Source organism: Granulosicoccus antarcticus IMCC3135 (assembly GCF_002215215.1).
Taxonomy (GTDB): Bacteria; Pseudomonadota; Gammaproteobacteria; order Granulosicoccales; family Granulosicoccaceae; genus Granulosicoccus; species Granulosicoccus antarcticus.
This window is the reverse complement of sequence record NZ_CP018632.1, coordinates 4,632,589-4,658,253: the sequence shown is the minus strand read 5'-3', so window position 1 is coordinate 4,658,253 and position 25,665 is coordinate 4,632,589. Positions and strand designations below refer to the sequence as shown.

Here is a 25,665-nt window from a genome sequence, read left to right as displayed (position 1 = left end):
ATACATCAACTGTGTACAATCATTGTTCTCGTTTTAATGGCAATAGTGACGACAGTGGCTAAAGCAGAAAAAAACCGGAAGTCGGGTGGTGTGCTTGAAGGCATGCTGAGCCCGGCGGCTCCGGTGCAGGGCGGTCAGACGCAGGATGAGCGGCTTTACAATGAAATACTGGATGCCATCCTCGATCATCGCCTGAGCCCCGGTGTGAAGCTCAAGGAAGATGAGCTGGCGGATATATTCTCGGTCAGTCGCACCGTTGTGCGCCGTGCACTGCTGCGTTTGTCGCATGATCGAATCGTTGACATGCAGCCCAATCGCGGTGCCACCATCATCCGTCCGGATGTTCGCAAGGCCCGTGAGATTCTGGGTGTCCGCAAGTTGATCGAAGCAGAAGTGGTGCGCGAAGCAACGCTCAATGCGACACCAGAGTCACTGAATATGCTGCGACGCTGCGTGGAGGATGAGCGGGATCATGTGCGCAGACAGCAACAGGGTGCCGGTCTGAGATTGTCGGGCGATTTTCACATCCAGTTATCTGCCCTGTCGGAAAATACAACCCTGATGAGCTATCTGAAGGAGCTGGTGCCGCAGACCTCCCTGATTATTGCCATGTATCAGATACCCCATCACGACCTGTGCTCACATCAGGAGCATTTCGATATTCTCGACGTCATGGCCAGCGGCGATGCTCAGGCGGCAGTGGCGTCGATGAGTGCTCACCTGCAGCATCTGGAAGACAAACTCGACCTGGATAATGAGCGCTCACCGGGGGATCTATATGCGGCATTTGCACATGTGAGAACAACTGCGGACTGAAAGGTAGATAGCCAGGTTAGCGAGTCTGAAAGTTCAGTGAACTGAACTATTTTCCCGCAGTCGGGCAATGCTTGCGTAGCTGGCAGGTGTTTCAGTAATGAATTAAAGTGCAGGCATGTCCCTTGAGTTATCGAAATAACTGTCCTGGACAGGCTCGCCGCAATATACACGTGTATATCCGTTCGTACCCCATGTGGGTTGGTAAGGTGCGTAGCTTGCGGCCAACGCGCAGGTATTCCCAACCCGACTGTATGCCAATACCGATTTCAAGATTCATCCAGGCGGCACAGTAACGGGCGCCGCTGGTTTTCCAGCCCTCAAGATCATCGAACCGGACCAGGAGTTCCAGAAGATCAGCGTGATTGGATGTGATCTCTTGCGAAAGCGCCTTTAGACGCTGGCGGATAGAGGCTTCATCCAGCGGGATGGCTTTGCCTTCAACAGGTTCCGAGGTGCCTTCGATACACTCCATGGCCAGGCTGATGTTCTGGCCGAATACAGTTATAAGATCAAGATTCTATAGTCCAGCCACCACCGGTTATCGGTATCAGTTTCGGAGAGTGGAATGCTGAACACACAAGGTTTTCCATGCCTGGATGGGTATCTTTCAATGTCTGTTTCCAGACGTTGGACTGGCGCATGGCAAAGCCGAGGCACACCGGCGTAATGTCCAGTTGTGACAACAAGCTCAGAGCCGCGACAATGGATGAGCCGGTGCTGATGGCATCGTCAATGACACAGATCCGTTTACCTTCAAGCAAGGGCAGCAGGCGTGGGTCAATATAGAGACGCTTCTGGGCGCCGGGGCTTGTGATTGAGCTCATGGGGACGGACAACGAGTCCTGATACCAGAATTTGCGTGATGTGCCCAAAGGAAGATAGCCTGCGTGGCCCAGTTTGCGTGCGGTGGCCTCTGCCAGTGTCAGGCCTAGTGTCGGTACACCTACGATCAAGTCCGGTTGGTAAGTGCTTAGCTGCTCTGCCAGTTCGCTGGCCAATGCATCGACGACCGTAAAACTTGCCTGATTGATGATGAGTGAGGCCAGCGCAAACTGGCCATTGTCACGCTCACGGATGGGTAGCAGTAGTTCACTGCCGTCACTCAGTGTTGCCGGGTAGCCATCAAGGTAGCCGGTGTCCGGGTTGAATGGGTGGGTGCCTGCAGGGTCTATCTGCTGCCAAAATTGCAGGGCCGGATCGTTGCTGGTTGTTTGCATCGTATTTGCCATGGGAGTTGTTCTGCGCGACTACTGTACCAAGAGTAGAATAGTGCCGGAAACTATTTGAAGCTGTCAGCAAGAGTCCCTGTCATGAAAGAGTCTACCGCCAACGCCGACCTGGAATTTCTGACCGAATTGCGCCATGAGCTGCATGCGCATCCAGAGTTGGGTTTCGAAGAGGTACGTACGAGTGCCCGCGTGCTGGAGTATCTTGAGGCGGCAGGCATAACGGTTAATACGGGCCTGGCCGGTACCGGTCTGGTGGCCAGCATCACGGCTGGCGATGGTAAAGGCAGTATCGGTTTGCGAGCGGATATGGATGCACTTGCCATGACCGAAGTCGCCGAGCGCCCCTACCAGTCCAAGGTTGCCGGAAAGATGCATGCCTGCGGTCACGACGGGCATACCGTGATGCTGTTGGGAGCGGCGCTGGAGCTTGCCCGAAGTCGCCGTTTTTCCGGTACCGTGCATTGTATTTTTCAACCAGCAGAAGAAGGGCGAGGTGGAGCCCGGCGCATGGTGGAGGAAGGGCTTTTCAAACAATTCCCCTGCGATCTGGTGTTTGGTTTGCACAATATGCCGGGACTGGCGGTTGACGAGATGGCGGTGGTTGTCGGGCCGCAGTTGGCGAGCTCCGATTCGTGGCGGGTAGTCTTTGAGGGTGTGGGTACGCATGGTGCCAAGCCGCATCTGGGGCGAGATGCCATCACCGCATCCGGGCATTTTCTGAGTGCGCTGCAGACCATTCCGGGTCGCGTGGTTGATCCATTGGAACCTGCGGTGGTGAGTGCCTGTTCGGTTCAGGCAGGTGACCCCGAAGCACTTAACGTCATTCCTGACAAAGTCCATATCGGTGGAACTGCGCGTGCCTATACGCCGCAGGTACGTGATCAGCTTGAGCAGAGTATCGGGCAGCTGGCACAGGGAATAGCGGACACTTTTGGTATTCGTGCGCATTACGAATACATTCGCCGTATACCGCCCGTGGTCAATAATGCCGCCGCGACCGCATTGGCGCTGCAGGCAGCAAAAACGGTATGCGGGGCAGCAGTAAGGACGGATTTTCCACGCTCTACCGCAGGCGATGATTTTTCCTTCTTCAGTCAGGATATACCCGGCTGCTATGTCTGGCTTGGTAATGGTCCGGCGGTGGATGGCGCCTTGCATCACAACACCTCTTACGACTTCAACGACGGTGCTATTCGAACCGGTATGAATTATTGGGTGACTCTGGCAGAGCAGGTGTTGCCTACCTAGGAAGCTGTTCGAGACAGGTGCCCTGGCATCACATTATCGATGAAAGCGGTGTCGGGCTGATGGCGTGATCCGCAATGCCCATATCGGTCAGATGAGGACCGGCATTGCAAGCCAGGCTGGCACCGAAGCAGGCCTTGAATATCAGATAGGGTGGTTGCCACTGTATGACCTGATCCATGGCGTCTCGCAAGTTCTTGAACTGTTCGGAGATCTCGCTGAGAGGTCTGTCGGAGATAAGCCCGGATAAGGGCAGGGGCAGGGTGGCAATCACTTTACCGTCGATGGCAACCGCCATACCGCCCTGCATCTGGATGACGGCATTACAGGCTGCAGCCAGGTCGCGCTCATGGCCGCCAAAGGCTGTCAGATTATGACTGTCGTGAGAGACGGTTGTGGCAAAGGCGCCTTGCCATTGTCCCCAGCCTGTGAGGAAAGCGACTTTGGGTTTGGCCGCGGCCCGTCCGTGGCGGTGTGTGATCGCCATCAGGGTGACTTCTGCAGGAGGTATGACAATGCCATCAACGACACGGGCCTCAAGCGTGGCGTGCTCGGTAAAACGGGGTTTGTGAATCGCTCTGATCTTGACTGAATCACCTTTGGCATGCAGATGGAAATCACCGGCATCCAAGCTGTCAACTTTCACAGATGAGATCAAGGGGGTGGTATCGCAGGCGATCGGAGTCGTCAGGCACTTGCCCTCGACTGCGACAGTCTTGCCATTGGTGATGACGCGATGACAGTGCAGATTGTCGAGCGAATCAACCAGGGCCAAGTCGGCACGGCGTCCTGCTGCCAGCAAACCAAGGTCGGGGCGTGACAGGCGCAGGGCTGCATTGTAGCTGGCTGCTCGCAGTGCCCAGCTAGCCGGCATGCCGTAGCTGATCAGGCGGCGCACCACATCATCAAGGCCGCCACGTTCGTATAAGTCGTCTGGAAAGACATCATCAGTACACAGCGTCAGGTTGCTGGGTAGAAAGCCCAGTTCGTTCAAGGCCGCCACACATTCGGGCAGCAGGTGGTCGTGTGAACCACGCAATTCGATACCCAGACCCGCTCGCAGTTTGTGCATCAGATCCTCGGCCGAGGTAATCTCGTGATCGGTAACCACACCAGCGGCCATGAAGGCTGCCAGGTCGGGACCGCTGAGACTGCGTGCGTGACCAAAAACCGGTTTGCCACTGTCCAGTCCTGCCTGTACCAGGCTTGTCATACGCTCTTCGCGTTCGATGACGCCGCGCATGTTCATGACTTCCGCCACGCCACCAACCTGCGGCATGGCCAGAATGCTTTGCAAGGTATCGGCGGCGAAATCAGCACCCGCAAGCTCTAAGCCCGGCGCTGAAGGCACGCAGGAAGGTGCCAGCAGTACGACCCGCAGGTCGAGTTCGGAGCTTGCTTCAATCGCCCAGTTGACGCCTGCCATGCCGTGGACATTGCCTAACTCATGCGGGTCCCAGACAATGCTGGTGACACCACGTGGCAGCACCGCCTGCGCATAACTGGCAGGCGTGATCATCGAGCTTTCCACATGCATATGGGTGTCAATCAGCCCGGGTATGGCAATCTGACAACTGGCATTAATGCTCTGGCTGGCTGCCTGATGCAGACCTGTTGCATGAACGCTGGCAATCAATGGACCGATCAGGCCAATATCCGCTTTACGTGTTTCTCCGGTGATGGCATCAAACAGGCTGCCATCACGAATCAGCAGATCGAATGGTTCATCGCCACGAGCCGCCGCAACCGCGCGATCTCGCAAGGCACGCTCGTTCAAGTCCTGCGGTTCCGTGGCTCTCATGTCAGATTACCCTTGCCAGCCTTCATTCTTCGCAGCGCTTAGCAAGGCTTCCATCAGCATGCTTTTGACACGGCTTGCATTCTTGAGCGTGAGCACCGTATGCAGGCTCTGGCCGGCAATCGCATCAGAGATGATCGTCTGACCTTCACGATCAGAATCCAGAGTCTCGATCAGGATGTTGACAGGCCTTGATTCGAAATCATCACTGGCGACGATGGCCGCAGCGGCAACCGGATCGTACACCGCCATGCCGCTTCGGCCCCGTGACAGGCCAATATCCAGGTAGCCACCCAGCAAGTCATGGAGCAGTGGGCCCATTGGTAAATCCGGGTCTGTCAAAGGGATCAGATCGTCCGGTTGTAGTTGAACCTGTCGGCAGACTTCCAGATCGACCATCTGAATGGGAATGCCTGATGCAAACACAATGGAGGCAGCTTTGGCATCTGCCCAGGCGTTGAACTCGCCATAGGCCGTCTGGTTACCCTGGCCTGTTGAACCCCCCATCCAGGTCAGGCGAGTAATGCGTGCGGCCAGTTCAGGTGCCTGCTGTACCAATTGAGCGATATTGGTCAACGGCCCCATGGCCAGTATTTCAGGCTGCTCGGGGTTCGTCGATAGCCAGTCGATCATGGCAGCTGTTGAGTCTGCGGCGTATGGCATCAAAGGCCCTTGCGGCAGCATCGCTCCACGGGTCAGCATTCCGCTCCAGCCCAGCACGTGCTCAGCGGTTCGGATGATGCCGTCGTAAGAGGCGGATGCACCAGCATGCCATGATCCATACCAGTTGAATGTGCTGTCAAAGCTCATTGCATTGTTGAGAACCTGCGGTAACGGCGTGCAGCCAAACACCAGGGATTGTCCTGCGGGTCTGACCCCTTGGTGACGCAGGACCAGTAAGGCATGCATGTCGTCGAATCCCATGTCGGTATCGACCCAGAGGTTGAGCTTGGGTTCTGTGAGTTCGGACATAGTCGCGTTCAAAGTCGTGGACACAGGATTTGTCGTTGAGGTGGGCGCAATCGCGGCCATGGGTGCCGATGTTTCCGGCGAAGTTGCTCCGGGTGCAGCCACAGTCTGTGCTTCGGCATCAGAGGCAGCGATAGCTTGCTCGATGGCTGGATCCTGTTTCATGTTCGTTAGCTGCACCGCCATGTACAGTGGCAGGTCAAAGGCTATCTGAGAACCGGATTGATAGGCGGGTAGCTCGGGCGCCACATCGGCACGTATAGGGCCAAAAGCGGTCTCAAGCAGGTATTCACGCACGGTGCCTGCAAAGGCATTGCCCATGATCTTGCCGCTGTAGGGGCCGCTTCCCATGACCACGCTGGCAGGACGCCAGGCTAGCCCTTGAACGTCAGCTGGCAGGGAGCCTGTCAACGACAGAGGACTGTTGATCGGAATGATATTCTCGAAGCCGACGAAATCTGCCACAAATCGCGTTGCAGGCGTGTTGTAGATCTCTTCGGGAGTACCGATCTGCTCGACACAGCCGCGGTTCATGACAACGATACGATCGGCCAGAGACAGTGCTTCTACCTGATCGTGCGTCACGAAGATCATGGTCAGCCCGGTTTTTTTCTGAACCCGTTGCAGCTCGCTGCGCATTTCCAGCCTCAGGCGTGCATCCAGGTTGGACAGGGGCTCATCGAGCAGCAATACTTTGGGGTCCATGACCAGTGCCCGAGCCAGTGCCACGCGCTGTTGCTGTCCACCGGAGAGTTCAGCCGGCATGCGCTGGGCAAACTCCGTCAGTCCTACCATCGACAATCCATCGTTGACCCGCATCGCAACATCCAGATCGGCAAGGCCTTTGAGGCGCAGGCCGAAGGCTACGTTCTCGGTCACGTTCAGATGAGGGAACAGGGCATAGGATTGAAACACCATACCCACATCGCGCTTGTTGGGTGACTTGCGAGTAATGTCCTTGCCGTCCAGACGTATTCGGCCCGATCGGGTTTTCATCAGACCGGCGATAGCACGCATGGTAGTGCTTTTGCCACAGCCGGAGGGGCCCAGAAAAGCAACCAGTTCACCCTGAGCAATAGACAGGCTCAGGGAATCGACGGCTACTGTTTTCCCGTAGTTCAGTGTCAGTGACTCGAGTTGTAGGTAGTCAGACATAGCGGGAAAATCCGAGAAATCGTTCAGCCACGAAGACAATGGCAATGGAAAGGAATGCGAGTAAGGCGGACAGTGCTGCCACCGATGGGTCGTAGGTGGTTTCCAGGTAGGAGATCATGTCGATGGGCAAAGTGCGCACCCCGGGACCTGAAAGGAACAACGAGACGGGTACCTGGTTGAAACTGGTGACAAAGCCCAGAATGAAGGCGGCCAGAATGCCACTCTTGATGTTGGGTAGAACGACTCTGAAAAATGCTCCCAGTCGCGAGGCGCCCAGCAGTACAGCGGCCTCTTCGATATCACTTCTCAGATTGCTCAGAGAGGCAGAAACAACGCGCACCGCGTAGGGCAATATGAGCGCTGTGTGAGCCGCAAACAAAGCTGCAACAACTTCGACATTCAGAGGCACCACCAAATAGCGCAGCAAAGCCAGTCCGACTATGATGCCGGGCACGATAATGGGGGCCGAGACAATGGTTCGCAGCGTCTCGCCAAAAGGTAGTTTGTAGCGAGCCAGCGCATAGGCAATCGGTACGCCCAGTATCAGGGCTGCCAATGTGCCAAAAATAGCCAATCCCATCGACAGCAGGAAACTATCGCGAAAACTGTCTATCTGGAAGACTTTGATGACCCAGCGCAGGGACAGGCCCTGTGGTGGAAAGGCCAATGATTCTCCGGCAGACAGGCCCGCCGCCACGATAATGAAGAAAGGTCCTATCAGGAATCCGATGGTCAGCGCTAGTACTGTCCATTGCAAAAATCGACTGATCACTTTGCACCTCTGGCGGTAGCGACACGCTTGAGCAGCTGGTTGGCGCAGAAGCTCATGACAATCAGAATCATGGCAATAACGCTGGCTGAGGCAATGTCATTGGCAACGGTTACTCTCTGGTAAAGCAGGGTCTCGAGCATCAGCACCTTTGATCCACCCAGAATGGCGGGTGTAATGAACGCGGTCAGAGAACCTGTGAATACGAGTGTGCCGCCAATCACCAGGCCTTCCCGGGTCAGGGGCAGAATCACTTTCCAGAATACCTGGAGCGGGTTGGCACCCAGAACACGGGCTGCCGCAACGGCATCAGCAGGCATGTTTTCCATGGCGCTGGAGAGCGATAGAATCATGAGAGGCAGGAAAAGCTGTAACAAGCCGATGAAGACGGCCGTCTCGGTAAACAGAAACCGGATGGGCTCATCACTGAGGCCGATGGTCATTAGCGCCTGATTGACGATGCCCGTGCGTCCCAGAATAACGATCCAGGCGTAAGTCCGAGCCACGGGTGAAATCATCAAAGGCAGAATCACCAGGCCGATCAGGCGTCCACGAGAGGTAGGCTTCAGTGAGACGATACTCCAGGCCGCCGCGTAGCCGATGATGGTCGACACCACTGTCACCATGGCACCCAGTTTCAGAGTGCGCAGGAATACCGTTCGATTACGCTCGCTGGAAAAGAACTCTATATAGGGGGAAAAGCTCCAGCCATCGGCGCTCTGGAAGCCTTCGGCGAGCAGGTAACCGACGGGTAGCAGAAAAACCAGGGCTGCAAACAGCACCCCTGGCAGCACCAGCGCCATGCCTACAAACTTGTTTTCAAACATCGGAATGCCGTCTGCTGGTTAATGGCGAATCATTGAGCAACTTTGTCGTTCCACGATTCCAGCCACTGATCACGATTGTCGAGAATCACATCAGGTGCCATCAACTTCAATGAGCTGACTGTCTCGGCGCCGTAGGTCAGGTTGCCAGCCACTTCGTCGCTGACAATCACTTCTGCATTGGCAGGACTGTCCACCAGTGCCTCAGCCAGTTGGGTCTGGATACCAGTTGAGAGCCAGAAGTCCATGAACTGGTAGGCCAGATCTTCATGCTTGGCGCCCTTGGTGAGAACCATCACATTCATGCCGCCAGTCTGGCCTTCAGTGGGAGTTGCCCATGCCAGAGGCATATCCATTTTCGTGTAGGCGCCCCAGGCGAAACGACCCACCGGTGCTGCCAGTATTTCTTCCTGCTGCATCAGCTGGGCAACTTGCGAAGAGCGTTCATAAAACGTCACGATATCGTCCCGGTGCTCTGCAACCTGTTTGATCGGTGCTTCCAGGCTTGCATCATCATCACCCATGGCCTTGCCCAGCATGTACAGCGCAGGAGGTCCCTGATTGGTCGTCACGTTTGGAAAAGCCACACGGCCTTTCAATTCATCCTTGAACAGATCCTGCCAGCTGTCGATGCTGACTTTGTCACTGCGATAGACGATGGATGTTGCATAGAAGGTGTAGCCGATCCCCAGGTGGTCACCCAACGGATCCTTGGCGATATCGTACAGTTTGTCGAAGTTACTGAGGCGTGACACATCAATGGCTTGTGTTACACCTTTGCGGTTTGCAGAAAGTGCATCGTGGGTCGACATGACCGCCATGTCGATTTCCGGGTCATCCTTGCGAGCTTCAAGCTTTGCCAGGCGTTCGACACTATTGCCAGTTTCTACAACCAGTTCACATTGGCATTGTTCTTCGAACGGTTTGTAGACGATCTCGCTGAAGGCATCCTGCGCAAAACCGTAGACGGATATGACCAGTTTTTCATCGGCTGCCTGAGCAGCACTTGAACCAAGAGCGATCAGGCTGCACAATGATAGTGCAGTTACGGACAGGCTCGGAAGCTGGACAGTGCGCTGCATTGCACTGTGAGCGTGTCGAGTGCGGAATGGGTTGTCGCATTTCATCGTTCGGGTCCTTTCAGGTCGGCGATCGGGGCTACTCAGTCGCTGGGAAAGATAGCACAGCGAGCAAGTCCGGCAAGTTGTGAGGCGCCTTGCCCCGACAACCGGTCGAGACAAGAGTTATTCTATTTTTGCAACTATCACAGGTAGTTGAATATGAGCGATTCTGACAAGACGCCTTCTGGTTTTTCCTCATCGCCTTGCTTTGCGCACGAGTTGCAAGCGGGTCAGAATGGCTATGAAGTTGTCGATGCACAAACGGCGATCGATGTCGCTCGCTGGCGCAAGGCGCAAAGGCAGCATTTGATCAATTTGCGACTGGAGGTTCCAGCTCGCGAGCGTCAAAAGGCTGCCGATTGTATGGCTGAAAAACTCGATACCATTCTGGCTGATTCACAGAATTGCATCGTCAGTGTCTACTGGCCATTTCGGGGTGAGCCTAACTTGCGAGACTGGATGGCGCGGGCTATCGGAAAAGGCGTTCGCATCGCTTTGCCGGTTGTTGAAATCAAGTCTCATCCACTGGTCTTTCGTGAATGGACGCCCGAGGCAAGGATGGAGCCCGGTATCTGGAATATTCCGGTGCCCGTTGATGGTCCGCCATTGATACCGACTCACGTTATCTCGCCGCTAGTCGGTTTTGACAAGGAGAGCTATCGACTGGGGTATGGAGGCGGCTACTTTGACCGGACTCTGGCGCAGCTGCAGGGTAAGGGCGTAAAACCGATCGTGATTGGCGTGGGTCATTCGCTAGCGCGAATAGCAACCATTTTCCCGCAACCCTACGATATTCCGATGAATGTCATTGTTACCGAATCGGATATCGTCTGGGCAGTGAACCAATAGGGCCCTTGGGGTCGAAAAAGTCATCATAGACACCACTTATGTGTCTATCCAATCGAAACAGAATACAGGGCACATTCATGAGTACCAACAATCAACGAGCTGTACTGGCAGGTGGCTGCTTCTGGGGCATGCAGGATCTGATACGTCGTATGCCGGGTATCGTGTCGACGCGTGTCGGCTATACCGGTGGAGAGGTCGAGAATGCGACCTATCGCAATCATGGCAATCATGCGGAAGGCATCGAGATTATCTTTGATCCGGCGGCGACCGATTACCGCACCATTCTGGAGTTTTTCTTCCAGATTCATGACCCCAGCACACCAATGCGTCAGGGTAACGATACAGGGCCATCATATCGTTCAGCGATTTACTACACCAGTGAAGAGCAGAAGCAGGTGGCTTTGGACACCATTGCCGATGTGGATGCATCCGGGCTGTGGCCCGCCAAAGTGGTGACTGAACTGGAACCGGTTTCTGATTTCTGGGAAGCTGAACCCGAGCATCAGGATTATCTGGAGCGACTTCCCAGCGGCTATACCTGTCACTTTGTCAGACCAGGCTGGAAATTGCCGAAACGCAGTACGGTTGCCTGAATCAGTCAACTGACTTGCTGATGATCCTGTCGTATTAAGGCAAAGGGACTTGCCATCACGGGATAGGCGATTCATGATGGGTGTCTGAATCCGCTACCATCATTTCGCATCAGGAACCCGAACCGTGCCCTCTGAGAATATTGCTGTTGCCATCGAACAATTACGTGAGCTGTTGGGCGAACGATTGTCAACAGGTAGCTCCATCCTGGAGATGCATAGTCACGATGAAGCTCACAGTACGCCAAATTTGCCTGATGCCGTAGCGTTCCCCGAGAATACACAAGAGGTGTCGCAGATCATGCAGATCTGTTCGGCCAACCGCACGCCGGTTGTGCCCTATGGCATCGGTACTTCACTGGAAGGCCATGTGATTCCGCTCGAAGGCGGGGTCAGTGTTGATACCAGTCGCATGAAGCGAGTATTGACCGTCTTTGAAAGCGATATGAATGCGGTGGTGCAACCCGGTGTGACCCGGGTTCAGCTCAACGATGAATTGCGAGCCACGGGGCTGATGTTCACTGTCGACCCGGGAGCTGATGCGACCATGGGTGGCATGGCAGCGACGCGGGCCTCGGGCACCAATACGGTTCGCTACGGAACCATGCGTGAGAACGTGCTGGCGCTGGAAGTGGTACTGCCAGACGGGCAGATTATCAGAACCGGCAGTCGCGCCCGAAAATCTGCTTCGGGTTACGATCTGACGCATCTGATGGTTGGTTCGGAAGGCACGCTTGGCATCATCACCGAGCTGACCGTTCGACTGGTCGGGCAGCCTGACACCATATCGGCTGCCACCTGTGCGTTTGATTCCGTTAAAGAGGCTGTGGACTCGGTCATCATGGCGATTCAGATGGGCATTCCCATGGCTCGTATAGAGCTACTTGACCAAGTTCAGATGAAGGGCATGAATATCTACAATCCGGACATGCAGATGCCGGAGAAGCCGCATCTGTTTCTGGAGTTTCATGGAACAGAAGCCGGGGTCGCAGAACAGGTCGAGATGTTCAAGTCAGCATCCGAGGAGTTCGGGGCCTCTGATTTCAACTGGGCAACTCGCACCGAGGATCGTAACCGCCTGTGGAAGGCTCGACATAATGCCTACTATGCAGGCAAAGCCTTGCGTCCGGGAGCCGAGGGGCTTGTCACCGATTGCTGTGTGCCTATTTCGGCGTTGGCAGCCTGTATCGAGCGTACCAATGAGTATGTTGCACAGAGCGGATTGCTGGCACCTCTGGTCGGGCATGTGGGTGATGGCAATTTTCACCTGCTTATTCTGGTTGATACAGCCAGCGAGGATGAAATGCAGCGTGCGACGACGCTGGCGGGTCAAGTGAGCCATCTTGCGCTTGAGTTTGGTGGTACGGTCACCGGCGAACACGGTATTGGCAGTGGTAAGCGCAAATACATGCAGGATGAGCATGGTGCTGCTTATGCCTTGATGGGGATGATCAAGTCCAGTATTGATCCTCTCAACATCATGAACCCTGGCAAAGTTGTCACGGTTGAGTAGTCTCTCAAGTCTCAGGGAAGCTCAGATATGCAACAGATTCTGTTAATCGGCTTTGGTGCCATCGGGCAGTATGTGCATCAGGCTCTGCAAATCAGTGAACATAGTCGGATTGCGGCGGTACTGTGCAGACCCGGACGTGAAGCGGCTGTCAGAGAGGCGCTGGGCGAATCAATGGTATGCGTCTCGGATCTGAGTAAGCTGCCGCCGCTGGATCTGGCGATTGAATGCGCCGGTCACGCAGGATTCGCACAACATGTGCCTGCGCTTCTGCATTGGGGGCTGGATGTGTTGGCAGTCTCCAGTGGTGCTCTGGCGGCGCGTGATCTCGCCTCGCAGGTCGAGCAGGCCTCCACGATGGGTCAATCGCACCTCGCACTGGTTTCAGGTGCCATAGGGGGTATGGATGCCTTGTCTGCGGCCAGCATCGGCGGCCTGAATCGCGTTGTCTACAGAGGTCGAAAACCTGTCCAAGGTTGGCGTGGCTCGCCTGCTGAAAAGCTGCTGGTGTTGGATGAGCTGAGCACTGCAACCACCTTTTTTACAGGCAGTGCGCGTGAGGCAGCACTGCAGTACCCGAAGAATGCCAATGTGGCCGCCACCATTGCGCTAGCCGGAATCGGTTTTGACAAGACTACTGTGGAACTGATTGCTGATCCGGATATAACCGCCAATCGGCATGAGATCGAAGCACAGGGTGTGTTCGGTAAGCTGCAATTCAGTATAGAAGGAGAAGCCTTACCGGGTAATCCGCGTTCATCAGCCTTGACGGCCATGAGTCTGGTCAAGGCTGTGGAGAAGCGAGGTTCGAGCCTACGGCTTGTCTAAGGCAGCTCATTAGCGCCCAGAGCTGTTTTGATAAGCGAAGCTGCGCCGGGGTAGTTATCGCGTGTCAGAAAATATCGCTCACCGGCATCTCTCCAGCGTCCTGCCTCAGACCAGCGTTGTTTGAAAAGCTCAGGCTGTGCCACACGAAAACCGCCTACATGGGTAATGCCTGCCGCAAAAAGCGCATCTGGCAGGCAACTGGCCGAAGGGCCGAGCAGGTAGACATTGTCAGCCTCATGGCAGTGTTTGAGGATGTTGTCCAGGCTGTGGTTGAGAAGCGTGGTGCCGGTAATGATGACCTGAGAGCAGCCCGCCAGGCGTGAGGTATCGAGCGTGACTTCAAGCCCGGGCTCTTCACGCAATAGTGACTCTTCCAGTTCAATCACTGTCACCGGAATACCTTTGGCACGCAAAGGGTCAACCAGGCGTGCAAAATAGCCAACCATGCCGATTCGCTCATCGGTTTGCGGTGAAAGCAGCTGCAGGTTGTCGGGCATTGCATTGACACTGGCAGAGTAGGACAGCAGATGCTGGCTTATGGCATTGATGGCCGCCAGCCCAAGCGCACGTTTCCAGCCCTGTGAGTGCCGGTACAGTCCAGCCAGCTCCATCGCAGACTGTCCGGCTTTTGGTAGCAAGGCATGCTGACTGTGCAGCTCTTGAAGGGCATTGTCGAGCGCCACATAGGTGAGCCCCACAGAGCCGTCAGTGAGGCTGAGGTAGGCAAAGTTATTCTGACGTGCGTTAGGATCGACTGGCAGAGGCGGGAATGTAAAGGCCTGGATTGCCGGCAGTTCGATCGCCTTGTCAACGATCGACAACTGCTCAAGCAGAGCCTCATACAGTGTGCCCACCTTCAGTTCAACTGGCGAATGGGGGCGCCGTTCTGCCAGGCTGCAATGGCGTCCACCGTTTGCGAATAGAACACTTTCCAAGTCTGCTCGGTGACATAGCCCAGGTGGGGTGACAAGAGTAGTCTGCCTGATTCTGTCAGCTGGGTATCTCGAAGTGGGCTGTCCATGGGCAGTGGTTCTTCGTCATAGACATCGAGAGCTGCCTTGAGGGGCTTGCCGTTGTGCAGGCCATCCAGCAAGGCTTGCTGGTCGACGATCTGGCCTCGAGAGGTATTGATGAAGAGCGCATCGTTGCGCATGCTTGCAAATGCGGCAGCGTTGACCAGATGGGTGCTGCGTTCGGACAGGACCATATGGACCGAGACGATATCGGTGTTGGCCATCAAGCTGGACAAGTCGGGTTGGTACTGGACCCCGAGTGATTCACAGCGAGCGGTTGTCAGATTGGGCGACCAGGCATGAATAGTCATGCCAAAGGCTTTGCCCAGTGTTGCCATCTGTTCACCGATCTTGCCCAGGCCAATCAGGCCCAGATCAAGTCCTGCCAAGTCTCGACCCAGGCTGGACTGCCAGCCGGTTTCACGCATCGAGTTCACTTCGGTGAGAAGTCCACGAGACTGGGTCAGCATCAGTAGCATGGCGAATTCGGAGGTGGTGGTTTTTCTCGATTCGGTCCCGCATACCGGTATATGCAGAGCTGCCGCAGCCGCCATGTCAATGGACAAGTTGCGAGGGCCGGTGGTGATGATCAGCTTGAGTTTCGGCAAAGCCTTGATGAGGCTGGCAGGGAAGGGGGTGCGTTCACGCATCAGGCAGACAACATCAAAGTGACGCAGGCGTTCAATCAGCTCTGACTCGGCCTTGAGTGTGTCGGTGAAGACGGTTACGTCGGCATCGTTCAGTACGCTCCAGTCCGCCACTCTTTGCGAGGCGTTGGCGCTGTCATCCAGAACCGCTATCTTCAGATTGCTCATTGAGATACTTCCTGACTTGTAGGTTTAACCGAGGCTGATAGCCATTTTATTCGTTTTTCCAGAAGGCACCAGCTTCCCATCTGCATCGGAGGCCCAGATATACATATGGTTCAGAGATGAATTGCCGACGTAGGTCGAGAAAGACATATCGGATGCATCGCGGCCAACACCGATTCTGATAAATGCGTTAACGGGGGCCAGGCGGGTGGCATCAAACAGATACCAGGCACCATCCAGATAGGCCTCCACCAGGCCGTGAAAGTCCTGCGGCACCAGATTAACCGCATAGCCTGCCACGTATCTGGCCGGGATACCCAGTGCACGACACAGAGCAATGGTGAGGTGTGCAAAATCACGGCAGACACCGACACGGCGAATGAATACATCAGAGGCCGTGGTTTGCGAGCTTGTGCTGCCGGGGGTGTATTTCAGATGGTTGAAAACCCAGTCCGCCACGGCTTGCACACGGGTATGCCCGGCTTTGACTTTTCCGAAGTGGTCCCACGCGAATTGTTCAAGCTTGTCCGATTCGCAATACCGGCTTGGATTCAGAAACTCAAGCACTTCGCAGGGTAGTTTCGAATGCGAGTTCGAGATCAGATTTCTGGAGCGAACCGACTTGGGCTTGTTGTCGATGGTGGCCGAATAGAACAGATTGAGACAGCCGGGCTCCGCCATCAGGCGATGGATACGATGGCCCAGGCTGCCAACCTTGCAGACCTGGATCTCATGCGGCGGATCGCAGACCAGAGATTCCTTGATGACTTTCTGATGTTTTGAATCCAGAACAGCTACCTGAAAGATGAAACTGGTTTCAAAATGGACTCGGTACTCAAGTCGACACCCGACTTCAATGATGGACATAGTTTGGGGCCGGGGGTTGCTAGACGGTCGTACACCGTGAGGGGATGTTGGTCAGTATGGCTGATGTAGGTGTATTTTGCCGGATGCGTGGGGGTTTTTCCAGTGGGTGGGTTGTCTGTGTCGAGATGACTTGCTGGTTGTTGCTGTCTATGACATAGGTAGTCTATGACACCGGTTCTTCCTGCACGACTCAACTGGTCGAGGGATAATTGGGAACCTTTATGCCGCCCAGCACTATCCTTATACGGTGCAGAAGTCCCTCTGGTGGTTTGTGAGCCTTCAGTGCCATGTCCAAGGCACGTAGTGTGAGTGCGGTATCGTTGTTTGCTCCCATGGCCCAGCCCACCACTTCGCGGTCGTACAGATGAGGTATACCAGAAAACCAAAGCCGTCAATCCGAAGAGATGGAGTGGGAAATCCAGAGACTGGAATCATCAACCGGTTATGACGCTGAACCCCGAGAAAAGGGAACAAGCTGCATCCTGATTTGACGCGCAACGATGTTGACAAACCCCGCTTAGCAGTAATTGTGTCTTGACGGCATAGACTTTAACGTATACATTAATAAATACACTAAATACCATTCATCAATCTGGAAAGCCAACCTATGAAGCGCCTCAAAACGAAAAATGGAACAGCTGTTTCCCGATTGGGATTTGGGGCTATGCAGTTTGGCGGCACCGCGGATGAAAACAACGCCCGCGAGATGTTCGAGGCGTGCATTGGGGCCGGGATCAATCTCTTTGACACCGCCTTTAGCTATACGGGCGGTGAATCAGAACGTATCCTTGGTGCGTTCGTCGCCCCCGTTGCCGACGACGTTCTTATAGCAACGAAGGCACCCAACGATCGCCCTGCGTCGGCAGCTAATCTGCGGGCGTCCCATGATGAAAGCCGTAAACGCCTCGGGGTCGACACGATAGATCTTTATTATCTGCACCGGTTCGACGATGCAACGGAGCTGGAAGAAACCTTTGGCACCTTGGCCGAGATGCAATCCGAAGGAATGATCCGTCATATCGGTGTTTCAAATTTTGCGGCGTGGCAGATCATGAAAGCACAGGCTGTTTGTGCGAAATTCGGAACTCAGATCGATGTTTGTCAGCCGATGTACAACCTCGTGAAGCGGCAAGTCGAGGTCGAGATTCTACCGGCATGCATTGACCAAGACATCGCAGTCTGCCCATTTTCGCCCTTGGGTGGCGGACTTCTCACGGGTAAATACGTCGATGGGGCAGCGGGGCGGCTTAAGGATGATCGCACCTATGCTGCGCGCTATGGGCAGGCATGGATGCACGAAACTGCACGCGGCCTGAGTGCACTGGCGGAAAGCTCCTCGATTCCCGCAATAGAACTCGCCGTGGCCTGGGTAGCACGGCATCCGGCAGTCACATCAACATTGATCTCTGCGCGCAATGTCTCCCAATTGCAGCCATCGCTAGATGCATTAAATCTGGAACTGTCGGACGATCTTTTTGCAAAAATAACCAAGCTCAGTCCCACTCCAGCACCGGCAACGGACCGTTCTGAAGATACCTGAGAATACCAAGACTACAACACGGCAGTGAAGTTTTGATTCACTGCCGCGTCTGGTGTCTGGGCAACACGTAAGGACGGCAAATATAGTTCTAAGCGGGATATTTCAGGCGCAGCTTTGTTAGATCTTCGGCGCAGAGGCCGATCCGCTCCATGCCGCGCGTCATCATCGCCAGCTTTGCACCTTCTTCGAGTTCTTCCATCGCATAAACCGATGCCTCAAGGTCTTTGCCCGCAACAACCGGCCCATGATTTGCCAGCAACACAGCCGAGCGTTTCCCCGCAAGTCCCCGCACCGCTGTGCCCATTTCCGGGTCACCAGGCAGGAAAAACGGCAGGAGTTTGACCTTGCCCAAGCGCATGATTGGATAAGGTGTCAGCGCAGGGATAACGTCTTCGGGGTCGGTATCTGGCATCATCGACAATGCGACCGAATGACACGAATGCAGATGCACAACTGCGCCTGTTTCAGACCGTGTGTCATAAAAGGCCGTGTGCAGCGATATTTCCTTGGTGGGGGTGTCGCCGGACAGCAGGAGCAGATCGGCCGACAAATGGCTAATGCGGGCAGGGTCGATAAACCCCATAGAACTGCCCGTCGGAGTCATCAAGATTGTGCCATCCGACAAACGGGCCGAGATATTGCCCGTCGATCCCGAGGTGAGCCCACGATCATAGATCGATTTGGCAAAGGCCGCGATCTGGTCGCGCATCTTGGTGATTTCGCTCATGTGGATTGCTCCATCAGGTGCAGGCTTTCGGAAAAGAAGTCCGGCCCGCCAAAGTTACCCGATTTAAGAGCCACAGCAATTCCGGTGCCCTCGACTTTCATGGCTGGGACGCCCGCGGCCAATTTGGGGCCAATGCGCAGTGCGGTTGCGTTCAAGCCAGCCACGGCAGCCCCAGAGGTTTCCCCGCCCGCCACGATCAATCGTCTGATCCCGCGTTGCACAAGACAGGCGGTCAAATCGGTGAACAGATTTTCAATTTTGTGCGCCACCACATCGCGCCCATAAGTGTCTTGGGCCGCGCGCACGACATCCGGATCGGCTGAGGAATAGATCAGCGGGGCGCCGTCAGTCGACATCACCCAATCGGCCAAGCCATCGGCGTCGACAGTTGCATCCATGACCTGCTCGGCGGTGATTTCGCGTTTGGGACCGGTGTAGGCGTGTACTTGGGCACGGGTAGCGCGGCTGCATGATCCAGACAGGATTGCGGCCTTTCCCGAGATACCAGGCCAGTGAGGCGCGGCAGGAGCATGATCAAAATTGGCAGGCAGGCCGATCGCAATACCGGATCCCCCCACAAGCAGCTTGCAATGCTTTGCCGCTGCACCAATCTGGATCAAATCGGTGTCGCGCACCGCATCCACGATCACCATTGCTGCGTCTGCTGGCATGGCGGCAACAATGGCATTCGCACCGCGATCCACGGTGCGAAAATCGACATGAGCAACGGGCCAGTCGGTTTGGGCCGACAGCACACGGCGCAGGTCGGCGTCTGTCATGGGTGTCAGGGGATGATCCTGCATCCCGCTTTCGCTCAACAACCCGTCGTTCACGAACAAGTGCCCTTGATAAACGCTGCGTCCGTTTTCAGGAAATGCCGGGCAAACGATGACAGCAGTTTCACCCAGGCGCTTGGCCAGCGCGGCGGTGACAGGGCCGATATTGCCCTCTGCGGTGCTGTCAAATGTGGAGCAAACCTTAAAAACGATCTGCGTCGCGCCCTGCGCCAACAGCCAGTCGCAGGCAGCGAGGGATTGTGCAATCGCATCCGCTGCAGCAATCGTGCGCGATTTGAGGGCAACTACGCCGGCATCCACATCGCCTGATGGGCCGCTTGGCACGCCGACATATTGGACGGTGGTCATGCCACCAAGCGCGAAGGTCAGCGCAATGTCGGATGCGCCCGTGAAATCATCTGCGATGACGCCAATTTTCATCCCTTCAATTCCAAGGATACCCCGTCGTTCAGGGCGGGGAGGAATTGGAATGCTGTATATATATCTAGTGATTGTTGACCCTTCTGGGTGAATGGGGGCGGAACGGTTATACAATCGAGCTGTGAAATCAACATACATCAAGGTTCTCAAAGTCAGGGTAAAAGATCGCCACGCGCCGCTTTTGCGCAGCATGGCGGCTGAAGTCAATCAGGTATGGAACTACTGCAACGAGCTGTCTGATCGTATGATTCGGGAGCGTGGTCGGTGGATGTCCGGATTTGACTTCTCTGCTTACACGGTGGGTGCGTCGAAGCAGTTCGAGCACATTGGCAGCAGTACGATTCAGGAAACGGCCGAACACTACGCCAGTAAACGCTACTCGGCAAAGCGTCGCAAGCTGAGGTGGCGCAAGAGTTTTGGCGATAAACGCTCGTTGGGATGGGTGCCCTTCAAGGCTCGGGCAGCTCACTGGAAGCACGGGCAGGTCTTCTTTGCAGGTTCTCACTTCAAGGTATGGGACAGCTTCGGTCTTGCCAATTACAAGTTCAGGGCAGGTTGTTTCACTGAGGATGCTCGCGGTCGATGGTATTTTTGCATCTGTGTCTCGGTTGATCGCACGTGTCCCAAGGGGCAAGATAGTATTGGTATCGATCTTGGTCTGAAAACCGTTGCCACCTGCAGCGATGGCACCGTGCTGGAGGGACGTTGGTATCGCCACCTGGAGGGCAAGCTTGCCAAGGCCCAACGGGCAAGACGCAAGCGGCGCACCCGGGCGATTCACGCAAAAATCAGGAATCGCAGAGCAGATGCCCTGCATAAATTCAGCCGCCATCTGGTCAATCGATGCGGCGAGATCTACGTGGGAGATGTCAGTAGCTCGAAGCTGACAAAAACCACGATGGCCAAGTCTGTGCTTGACGCAAGCTGGGCCAGCTTCAAGACAATGCTCGACTACAAGAGCCAGCAGGCCGGTATTGTCTACCGAGAAATCAATGAAGCCTATACCACGCGAGCGTGCTCCGAATGCGGAAGCCTGTGCGGACCGCAGGGAATAAGAGCTCTTTCGGTAAGAGACTGGCAATGTGTTGAATGTGGTGTTCAGCATGATCGTGACGTTAACGCGGCTCGAAATATTCTCCGTCTCGGCGCAGGACATTGCGCTCCTTAGTGGGAATCCTCTTCTTCAGGGAGAGGAGGATGTCAATGTGGAATTTCTTTCATGGGGCCTTGATCCAGCCGAGTGATGTGGGGGGCGATCCCGACAGGAAACAGCTGGCGGACCAGTGGATCATGGCCGGGCACAATCAGCTCAGGGCTGCTTGCCAGACGTTTTAGCGTCGCAAATCCGTCGAGCATATTTTGCAAATCAACCACAATCGGGAATGGCTTTTGCGCCATGAAGTTTTCATAGTAATGGGCTGCGTCCGATGCCAGAACCAGCCAGCCCGCGTCGGTTAGCACCCGCACACATTGCAAGCCGCGTGAATGACCGCCGATGCAATGAACCGTGACACCATCCGCCACTTGCGCATCCCCGTCATGAAACACGACCTGACCAGAATACAATCGTTTGACTGCTTCGCAGACATGATCGGATGTAAACGGCATGCGAAGGGTGTCGTGACACATGCACGGGCCAGTCGCATAGGCCATCTCGGCGGCTTGCATATGCAGTTTGGCATTGGGAAACAGGTGCAGCCCACCAGCGTGATCATAATGCAAATGTGTGACGATGACGGTTGTCACATCCTCGGGCTTGATACCGAAAGGGGCCAATGCCTCAGCGGGTTCCATCCGGATGGGGCGGTTGCGCGTCGTTGCTTCCGCCTTGTCATACCCGGTGTCCACGACAATCACTTCGGGCCCGCGACGCAAGACCCATATGTAATAGTCCATAGCGTGCGGCGCGTCGTGGTTGTCATCAAACAGGAAGCTGTCGGCACGAGTACGCGCATTGCGATCCGCATATTTGACGGCGTGAACCTCCCAATGTGTCATTGCTCAACCTGCGAGTAAGTTCGCAGGTCTTTGGACTCAACCAAGTCGGCCACGGCATTGTCGAAGCTTTTAAAATGCGCTGACGCGAGATGTGCGTCAAACCCAGCGCGATCCGAATAGATTTCGTAAAGAAATACCTCGTTCGGATAAGCGGGATCAGTCGCCACATCAAATTGATGGCACCCGTCCTCATGGAGCAGACTTTTGCGTGCATTAACTAGCACAAGAGAGGTGAAATCCTCCATCGCGTCAGCTTTGATTTTGAAGGTTACAACAACAGCGTATGGCATTTTAGACGGCCTTTTTGCGCAAACGCGCGAAGATGCGGCGAACGAGCGGCAATTGTGACAAGACAAGTGCAATAATCATCACCAGCAGAATGGCGGCGCCGGGGCGGCTAATAAAGACACCCAGATCGCCGTCGGAAATTAGTAAGGAACGACGGAAGGTTTCGTCAAACAGCCCGCCCAAGATGACACCGATGACCAGTGGCGCAATCGGATAGCGCAGCATGTTCATGAAGTACGCTACAAATCCGACACCCAGCATCAGGTACAGATCGTTGATGCCGCCCCCAACGCTGAACGAACCAATGGTGGTCAGAACCATGACGATTGGCAGGAAAACGGTCTGGGGGATGCGCAAGATCTTGATAAAAATGCGCGCTGTGAACAGGCCCATAATCGCCATCGTAAACGATGCCATTACCATGATCGCAACGACCCGCAATATGATGTCGGGGTCAATGGTCGGACCTGGAATAATGTTGTTGATGGTGAACGCGCCCATCAGGGCCGCGGCAGGCGGCGACCCCGGAATGCCCAGCACCAACAGCGGAATCAGCGCGCCGCCGATGCAGGCGTTGTTCGCGGTTTCTGAACAGAGCAAGCCGTCAATCGATCCTTTGCCAAAATTCTTGCCATCGGGGCTGACGGATTTACCGACCCCGTAGCTGACCCAGCCAGCAACATCTTCGCCCACACCAGGCAAGGCACCAACGCTGGTTCCAATGATGCCGGAGCGGGCAATCGTTGGCATGTGTTTACGGATGGTTTTCAGATTGGGCAAAATACGTCCTTCGAGCTGGACCATTTTCCCGATTTCCATGGTGCGCAACCCTTCGATGATCTGAGGTACGGCGAAGGCGCCCATCAATACGGGCACGACCTGGAAGCCCGATAAAAGGTAGGACCAACCGAAGGTGTAGCGTGGCTCCGACAGAAGGGGGTCAAGCCCGACCATGGCCATGGCTAAGCCGATCAACCCGGCGATCCAACCTTTTATAACCAGATCCTCGGACATAAGAGTGCCAGACAAAAGAATGCCAAACAGCGCCAGTAATGCCTTTTCCGGGCTTGCGATGTTCTTGGACACCAAAAGCAGCACCCAGACGAAGATCAGCAATGCGACTGTGCCGATAAGCGTTCCAATGAGGCTCGCCGTGGTGGTCAGACCTAATGCCTCACCGCCGCGACCTTGTTTAGCTAACGGATAGCCGTCCATCGCGGTGGCTGCAGAGGCGGCTGTGCCTGGGATATTTAGAAGAATTGTAGGGTATGAGCCGCCATAGATTGCGCCTACATATGCGCCCAGGAGGGCGATCATGGAATAATCCAGCGGGATCTTGTTGCCGAAAAATCCTGTCAGGATCGTAATAGCGAGGGTTGCCGTCAGCCCCGGAAGAGCGCCGAAAACGATCCCCAGAAACACCGAACTGATCAGATAGATGTAGGTGATCGGATCGCTGGAAAGGCTTAAAAATGCGCTCCCGAAACCGGACAGCTGTGTCAGTACAAATTCCATCAGTTTCTCCAGATCGGGCGAATGTTGACGTAATACTGGTATTCGATCTGGCTAAAGATCAGACCACTGCGGTTCGGCACATTTTGGCGAAACCCGAAGGCCATGACGCAAACTAAAAAGAGGGGGGCCATCATTGCAATAATAGGGGTTGCACGGGCCACTGCGTCGCGTGGGCCGCGCCAAGCTATAGCGCTTAGGATGATCCAGGCGACAAGGGTCAGCCAGTCATCGTCATGGGGGGCTGCCCATTCCGATTGCGGAAGGTGCATCGCCAAGGCGTAGAAAGCGGGGATAAACATGGCAATTGCAGACATTATCATCCGACGTGGATTGCCCGTATGAAACCCGTAGATCAGGGCAGTAATCAAAAGGCCGCTACATAAAATGAAATCAACGCGCGGCACGAGACCGACGATGAAGAAACCGATGATGATGCCGATGGTGCCAAAACGGATCGCTTCAAACCGGTTCCAGCCAATACCAACTGCCGTGAGGGCTGTTTTGGCGCCTCCAGCGCGGATCGCCGTTACGAGCAGGAAGATCGAAAGGATGAAAAGAGCGCTAAAAACGCCCAAAGGCACGATGGCGGCAGAGCTGTACCAGCTGGCGCCACTAACGCCGGCGCGGTTGCCGCCAAAGAGCGGAATGTAACTGGTGCGCCATAAAAAGAACGCCGAAACCGCGATCAGCACCAATGCAGCCCAAAAGTCGCGGGCGCGTAGTACAGCGATGTCGTTGATGTCGTTTGTGTTATCCACGTGGTTGTCCATTGGCAGATGCTGAAAATCATAAAACAGGGCGCAGCGTGAGCGCCCTGTTTTAGCTCGTTCAGGTGCGGGTTATTCGCACGTGATGCCCAGCGAAGCAGGATCAACCTCTGTAGCACCAAGTTCCTGGAGGGTGCATGCAAATGTCTCTTCAAGATTGGTGAACAGGGCCGTTGCCTCTGCGCCGGATTGCCCACCGATATCGTAGTTGTTGGCCAAGGCCCACTCGGCAACCGTATCGCCCGCCATTGCTTGATCAAATGCTGCTACCAACGCCGCTTTGACGTTATCAGGCGCGGAATCGTGGACAGCAAAACCAATCGCCTGCTTCAGCGGGAGATATTCGTCCAACCCGTCATATAGATCAAAGGCAGATGGAATAGTGATATCGCCAATTGTGGCTTCTTCTGGTGTCAGCATAGCCAAGGGGCGCAGCAGGCCGCCTTCGATAAGTGCGGCCTGTTCGGCCAGTGAGGTCACAACCAAAGCAACTTCGCCTGCAATGGCAGCTTCTTGACCGGGGGCTGACCCACCGTACGGAATAAAGTTAAACGTTGCGTCCGTACCATTCTGGATCGCAAGTAGGTTCAGATGGTGAATACCGCCTGCGCCGGATGCTGCCGCCGGAATGGAGCCGGGTTTCGCCTTGGCCGCATCAATGAGCTCTTGAAGTGTGGTGTAAGGGCTTTCTGCGGGTACGGAAATCAGGTCAGGCGATCCACCAACGATGAACGGGAACCAGAAATCAAAGCGTTGGTCCCAGCCGCCCTGGACGGCGGCCGTTACGTTGGATTCCGACAGACCGACTAATGTGTAACCGTCATCCGCCTGGTTTTTAACATAAACCATGCCGTTAGACCCAGCAACGCCGCCCGTTTGGTTAACGACGTTGATGCTGACGGGCAGGTGCTTTTCCATCTCCGCCATGATCATACGGTTAATGCTGTCGGTGCCGCCACCAGCGCTCCAAACTACGGCCGTGGTGATGTCGCGGTATGGATATTCCTGAGCCATTGACGCACTACCTACACCCATTACAAGTGTAGCTACCGCTGCAATCTTTCCAAAAGTCGTCTTCATTTCACTTTCTCCCTGAGGCTAAAAACACTGTTCGTATCTTGTTGCATTTATTTAATGTATACGTTAAATTATGCACTGTCAACTCAAGACGACAACAGAGCGTCTCTTGTCGCATTCGTTTAATGTATACATTAAATT

25 protein-coding genes are annotated in these 25,665 nt (G+C 55.0%); 8 read left to right on the top strand and 17 right to left on the bottom strand.

Annotated features, from left to right (window positions below):
* The first annotated feature begins 36 nt into the window (after positions 1-36).
* A complete protein-coding gene (locus IMCC3135_RS20225) occupies positions 37-816 on the top strand; it encodes a GntR family transcriptional regulator (protein ID WP_088919245.1) in 780 nt (259 codons plus the stop codon).
* 127 nt (positions 817-943) lie between these two features.
* On the opposite strand, the gene IMCC3135_RS20220 is transcribed toward IMCC3135_RS20225, so the two are convergent.
* Together IMCC3135_RS20220 and IMCC3135_RS20215 are read right to left on the bottom strand one after the other, a co-directional pair.
* Positions 944-1,288, bottom strand: coding sequence for a hypothetical protein (locus tag IMCC3135_RS20220; protein WP_088919244.1), 345 nt, complete (start codon positions 1,286-1,288; stop codon positions 944-946).
* 37 nt (positions 1,289-1,325) lie between these two features.
* A complete protein-coding gene (locus tag IMCC3135_RS20215) occupies positions 1,326-2,045 on the bottom strand; it encodes a phosphoribosyltransferase (RefSeq protein WP_205737633.1) in 720 nt (239 codons plus the stop codon).
* 81 nt (positions 2,046-2,126) lie between these two features.
* Between IMCC3135_RS20215 and IMCC3135_RS20210 the strand changes: the two genes are divergently transcribed.
* The gene (locus IMCC3135_RS20210) at positions 2,127-3,293 is read left to right on the top strand and encodes a M20 aminoacylase family protein (protein ID WP_088919243.1); all 1,167 of its coding nucleotides are present in this window, start codon (positions 2,127-2,129) and stop codon (positions 3,291-3,293) included.
* A 28-nt stretch (positions 3,294-3,321) separates the two neighbouring features.
* Here IMCC3135_RS20210 and IMCC3135_RS20205 read toward each other — a convergent pair whose 3' ends face one another.
* The 5 genes from IMCC3135_RS20205 to IMCC3135_RS20185 are packed head-to-tail and all read right to left on the bottom strand — an operon-like array spanning position 3,322 to position 9,887.
* A complete protein-coding gene (locus tag IMCC3135_RS20205; RefSeq protein ID WP_088919242.1) occupies positions 3,322-5,091 on the bottom strand; it encodes an adenine deaminase in 1,770 nt (589 codons plus the stop codon).
* Between the two features lie 6 nt (positions 5,092-5,097).
* Positions 5,098-7,212 (bottom strand): nucleoside hydrolase, encoded by a 2,115-nt coding sequence (locus tag IMCC3135_RS34250; protein WP_157736145.1) that lies wholly within the window; start codon positions 7,210-7,212, stop codon positions 5,098-5,100.
* A complete protein-coding gene (locus IMCC3135_RS20195; RefSeq protein ID WP_205737632.1) occupies positions 7,205-7,984 on the bottom strand; it encodes an ABC transporter permease in 780 nt (259 codons plus the stop codon). Before IMCC3135_RS20195 ends, IMCC3135_RS34250 begins: the two co-directional genes overlap by 8 nt.
* Positions 7,981-8,808 (bottom strand): ABC transporter permease, encoded by an 828-nt coding sequence (locus tag IMCC3135_RS20190; RefSeq protein WP_088919241.1) that lies wholly within the window; start codon positions 8,806-8,808, stop codon positions 7,981-7,983. The genes IMCC3135_RS20195 and IMCC3135_RS20190 overlap by 4 nt, the downstream gene beginning before the upstream one ends.
* A 29-nt stretch (positions 8,809-8,837) precedes the next feature.
* Positions 8,838-9,887 (bottom strand): ABC transporter substrate-binding protein, encoded by a 1,050-nt coding sequence (locus tag IMCC3135_RS20185; RefSeq protein ID WP_088919240.1) that lies wholly within the window; start codon positions 9,885-9,887, stop codon positions 8,838-8,840.
* A gap of 198 nt (positions 9,888-10,085) precedes the next feature.
* Between IMCC3135_RS20185 and IMCC3135_RS20180 the strand changes: the two genes are divergently transcribed.
* The 4 genes from IMCC3135_RS20180 (at position 10,086) to IMCC3135_RS20165 (ending at position 13,703) form a co-directional block, all read left to right on the top strand.
* On the top strand, positions 10,086-10,775 hold the full coding sequence (locus IMCC3135_RS20180; RefSeq protein WP_088919239.1) for a 5-formyltetrahydrofolate cyclo-ligase: 690 nt from the start codon (positions 10,086-10,088) through the stop codon (positions 10,773-10,775).
* 77 nt (positions 10,776-10,852) lie between these two features.
* The gene (gene msrA / locus IMCC3135_RS20175; RefSeq protein ID WP_088921968.1) at positions 10,853-11,368 is read left to right on the top strand and encodes a peptide-methionine (S)-S-oxide reductase MsrA; all 516 of its coding nucleotides are present in this window, start codon (positions 10,853-10,855) and stop codon (positions 11,366-11,368) included.
* A 124-nt stretch (positions 11,369-11,492) separates the two neighbouring features.
* Entirely contained in the window at positions 11,493-12,878 is a 1,386-nt protein-coding gene (locus IMCC3135_RS20170; RefSeq protein ID WP_236994624.1) for an FAD-binding oxidoreductase, read from the top strand.
* A 27-nt stretch (positions 12,879-12,905) separates the two neighbouring features.
* Positions 12,906-13,703, top strand: a complete 798-nt coding sequence (locus IMCC3135_RS20165) for an aspartate dehydrogenase (protein WP_088919238.1) — start codon at positions 12,906-12,908, stop codon at positions 13,701-13,703.
* Here the strand turns inward: IMCC3135_RS20165 and IMCC3135_RS20160 are convergent.
* From IMCC3135_RS20160 to IMCC3135_RS20150, 3 genes are read right to left on the bottom strand one after another with little or no spacing between them, the layout of a single operon-like run.
* The gene (locus IMCC3135_RS20160) at positions 13,700-14,557 is read right to left on the bottom strand and encodes a Rossmann-like domain-containing protein (protein ID WP_169727496.1); all 858 of its coding nucleotides are present in this window, start codon (positions 14,555-14,557) and stop codon (positions 13,700-13,702) included. The two genes, IMCC3135_RS20165 and IMCC3135_RS20160, sit on opposite strands and share 4 nt — an antisense overlap.
* Before the next feature lie 2 nt (positions 14,558-14,559).
* Positions 14,560-15,531 (bottom strand): D-2-hydroxyacid dehydrogenase family protein, encoded by a 972-nt coding sequence (locus IMCC3135_RS20155; protein ID WP_205737631.1) that lies wholly within the window; start codon positions 15,529-15,531, stop codon positions 14,560-14,562.
* A gap of 24 nt (positions 15,532-15,555) precedes the next feature.
* Positions 15,556-16,395, bottom strand: a complete 840-nt coding sequence (locus IMCC3135_RS20150) for a transglutaminase-like domain-containing protein (protein ID WP_088919237.1) — start codon at positions 16,393-16,395, stop codon at positions 15,556-15,558.
* Between the two features lie 607 nt (positions 16,396-17,002).
* On the opposite strand from IMCC3135_RS20150, the gene IMCC3135_RS20145 reads away from it, so the two are divergent.
* Positions 17,003-17,935: an aldo/keto reductase gene (locus tag IMCC3135_RS20145; RefSeq protein WP_088919236.1), complete on the top strand. Its 933-nt coding sequence runs from the start codon at positions 17,003-17,005 to the stop codon at positions 17,933-17,935.
* Between the two features lie 88 nt (positions 17,936-18,023).
* Here IMCC3135_RS20145 and otnC read toward each other — a convergent pair whose 3' ends face one another.
* Together otnC and otnK are read right to left on the bottom strand one after the other, a co-directional pair.
* Positions 18,024-18,662, bottom strand: coding sequence for a 3-oxo-tetronate 4-phosphate decarboxylase (gene otnC / locus IMCC3135_RS20140; RefSeq protein ID WP_088919235.1), 639 nt, complete (start codon positions 18,660-18,662; stop codon positions 18,024-18,026).
* Entirely contained in the window at positions 18,659-19,879 is a 1,221-nt protein-coding gene (gene otnK / locus IMCC3135_RS20135) for a 3-oxo-tetronate kinase (protein ID WP_088919234.1), read from the bottom strand. The genes otnC and otnK overlap by 4 nt, the downstream gene beginning before the upstream one ends.
* 121 nt (positions 19,880-20,000) lie before the next feature.
* Between otnK and IMCC3135_RS20130 the strand changes: the two genes are divergently transcribed.
* A complete protein-coding gene (locus IMCC3135_RS20130) occupies positions 20,001-21,047 on the top strand; it encodes an RNA-guided endonuclease InsQ/TnpB family protein (RefSeq protein ID WP_236994623.1) in 1,047 nt (348 codons plus the stop codon).
* Positions 21,048-21,079: 32 nt separating this feature from the next.
* On the opposite strand, the gene IMCC3135_RS20125 is transcribed toward IMCC3135_RS20130, so the two are convergent.
* From IMCC3135_RS20125 to IMCC3135_RS20105, 5 genes are all read right to left on the bottom strand, one after another.
* A complete protein-coding gene (locus tag IMCC3135_RS20125; RefSeq protein ID WP_088919232.1) occupies positions 21,080-21,877 on the bottom strand; it encodes an N-acyl homoserine lactonase family protein in 798 nt (265 codons plus the stop codon).
* The gene (locus tag IMCC3135_RS20120) at positions 21,874-22,167 is read right to left on the bottom strand and encodes a putative quinol monooxygenase (RefSeq protein WP_088919231.1); all 294 of its coding nucleotides are present in this window, start codon (positions 22,165-22,167) and stop codon (positions 21,874-21,876) included. Before IMCC3135_RS20120 ends, IMCC3135_RS20125 begins: the two co-directional genes overlap by 4 nt.
* A 1-nt stretch (position 22,168) precedes the next feature.
* The gene (locus tag IMCC3135_RS20115) at positions 22,169-23,680 is read right to left on the bottom strand and encodes a tripartite tricarboxylate transporter permease (RefSeq protein WP_088919230.1); all 1,512 of its coding nucleotides are present in this window, start codon (positions 23,678-23,680) and stop codon (positions 22,169-22,171) included.
* A complete protein-coding gene (locus IMCC3135_RS20110; protein ID WP_205737630.1) occupies positions 23,680-24,438 on the bottom strand; it encodes a hypothetical protein in 759 nt (252 codons plus the stop codon). Before IMCC3135_RS20110 ends, IMCC3135_RS20115 begins: the two co-directional genes overlap by 1 nt.
* Before the next feature lie 81 nt (positions 24,439-24,519).
* Complete coding sequence (locus IMCC3135_RS20105; protein ID WP_088919229.1) at positions 24,520-25,527, bottom strand: Bug family tripartite tricarboxylate transporter substrate binding protein; 1,008 nt, start codon at positions 25,525-25,527, stop codon at positions 24,520-24,522.
* Between the last annotated feature and the right edge of the window lie 138 nt (positions 25,528-25,665).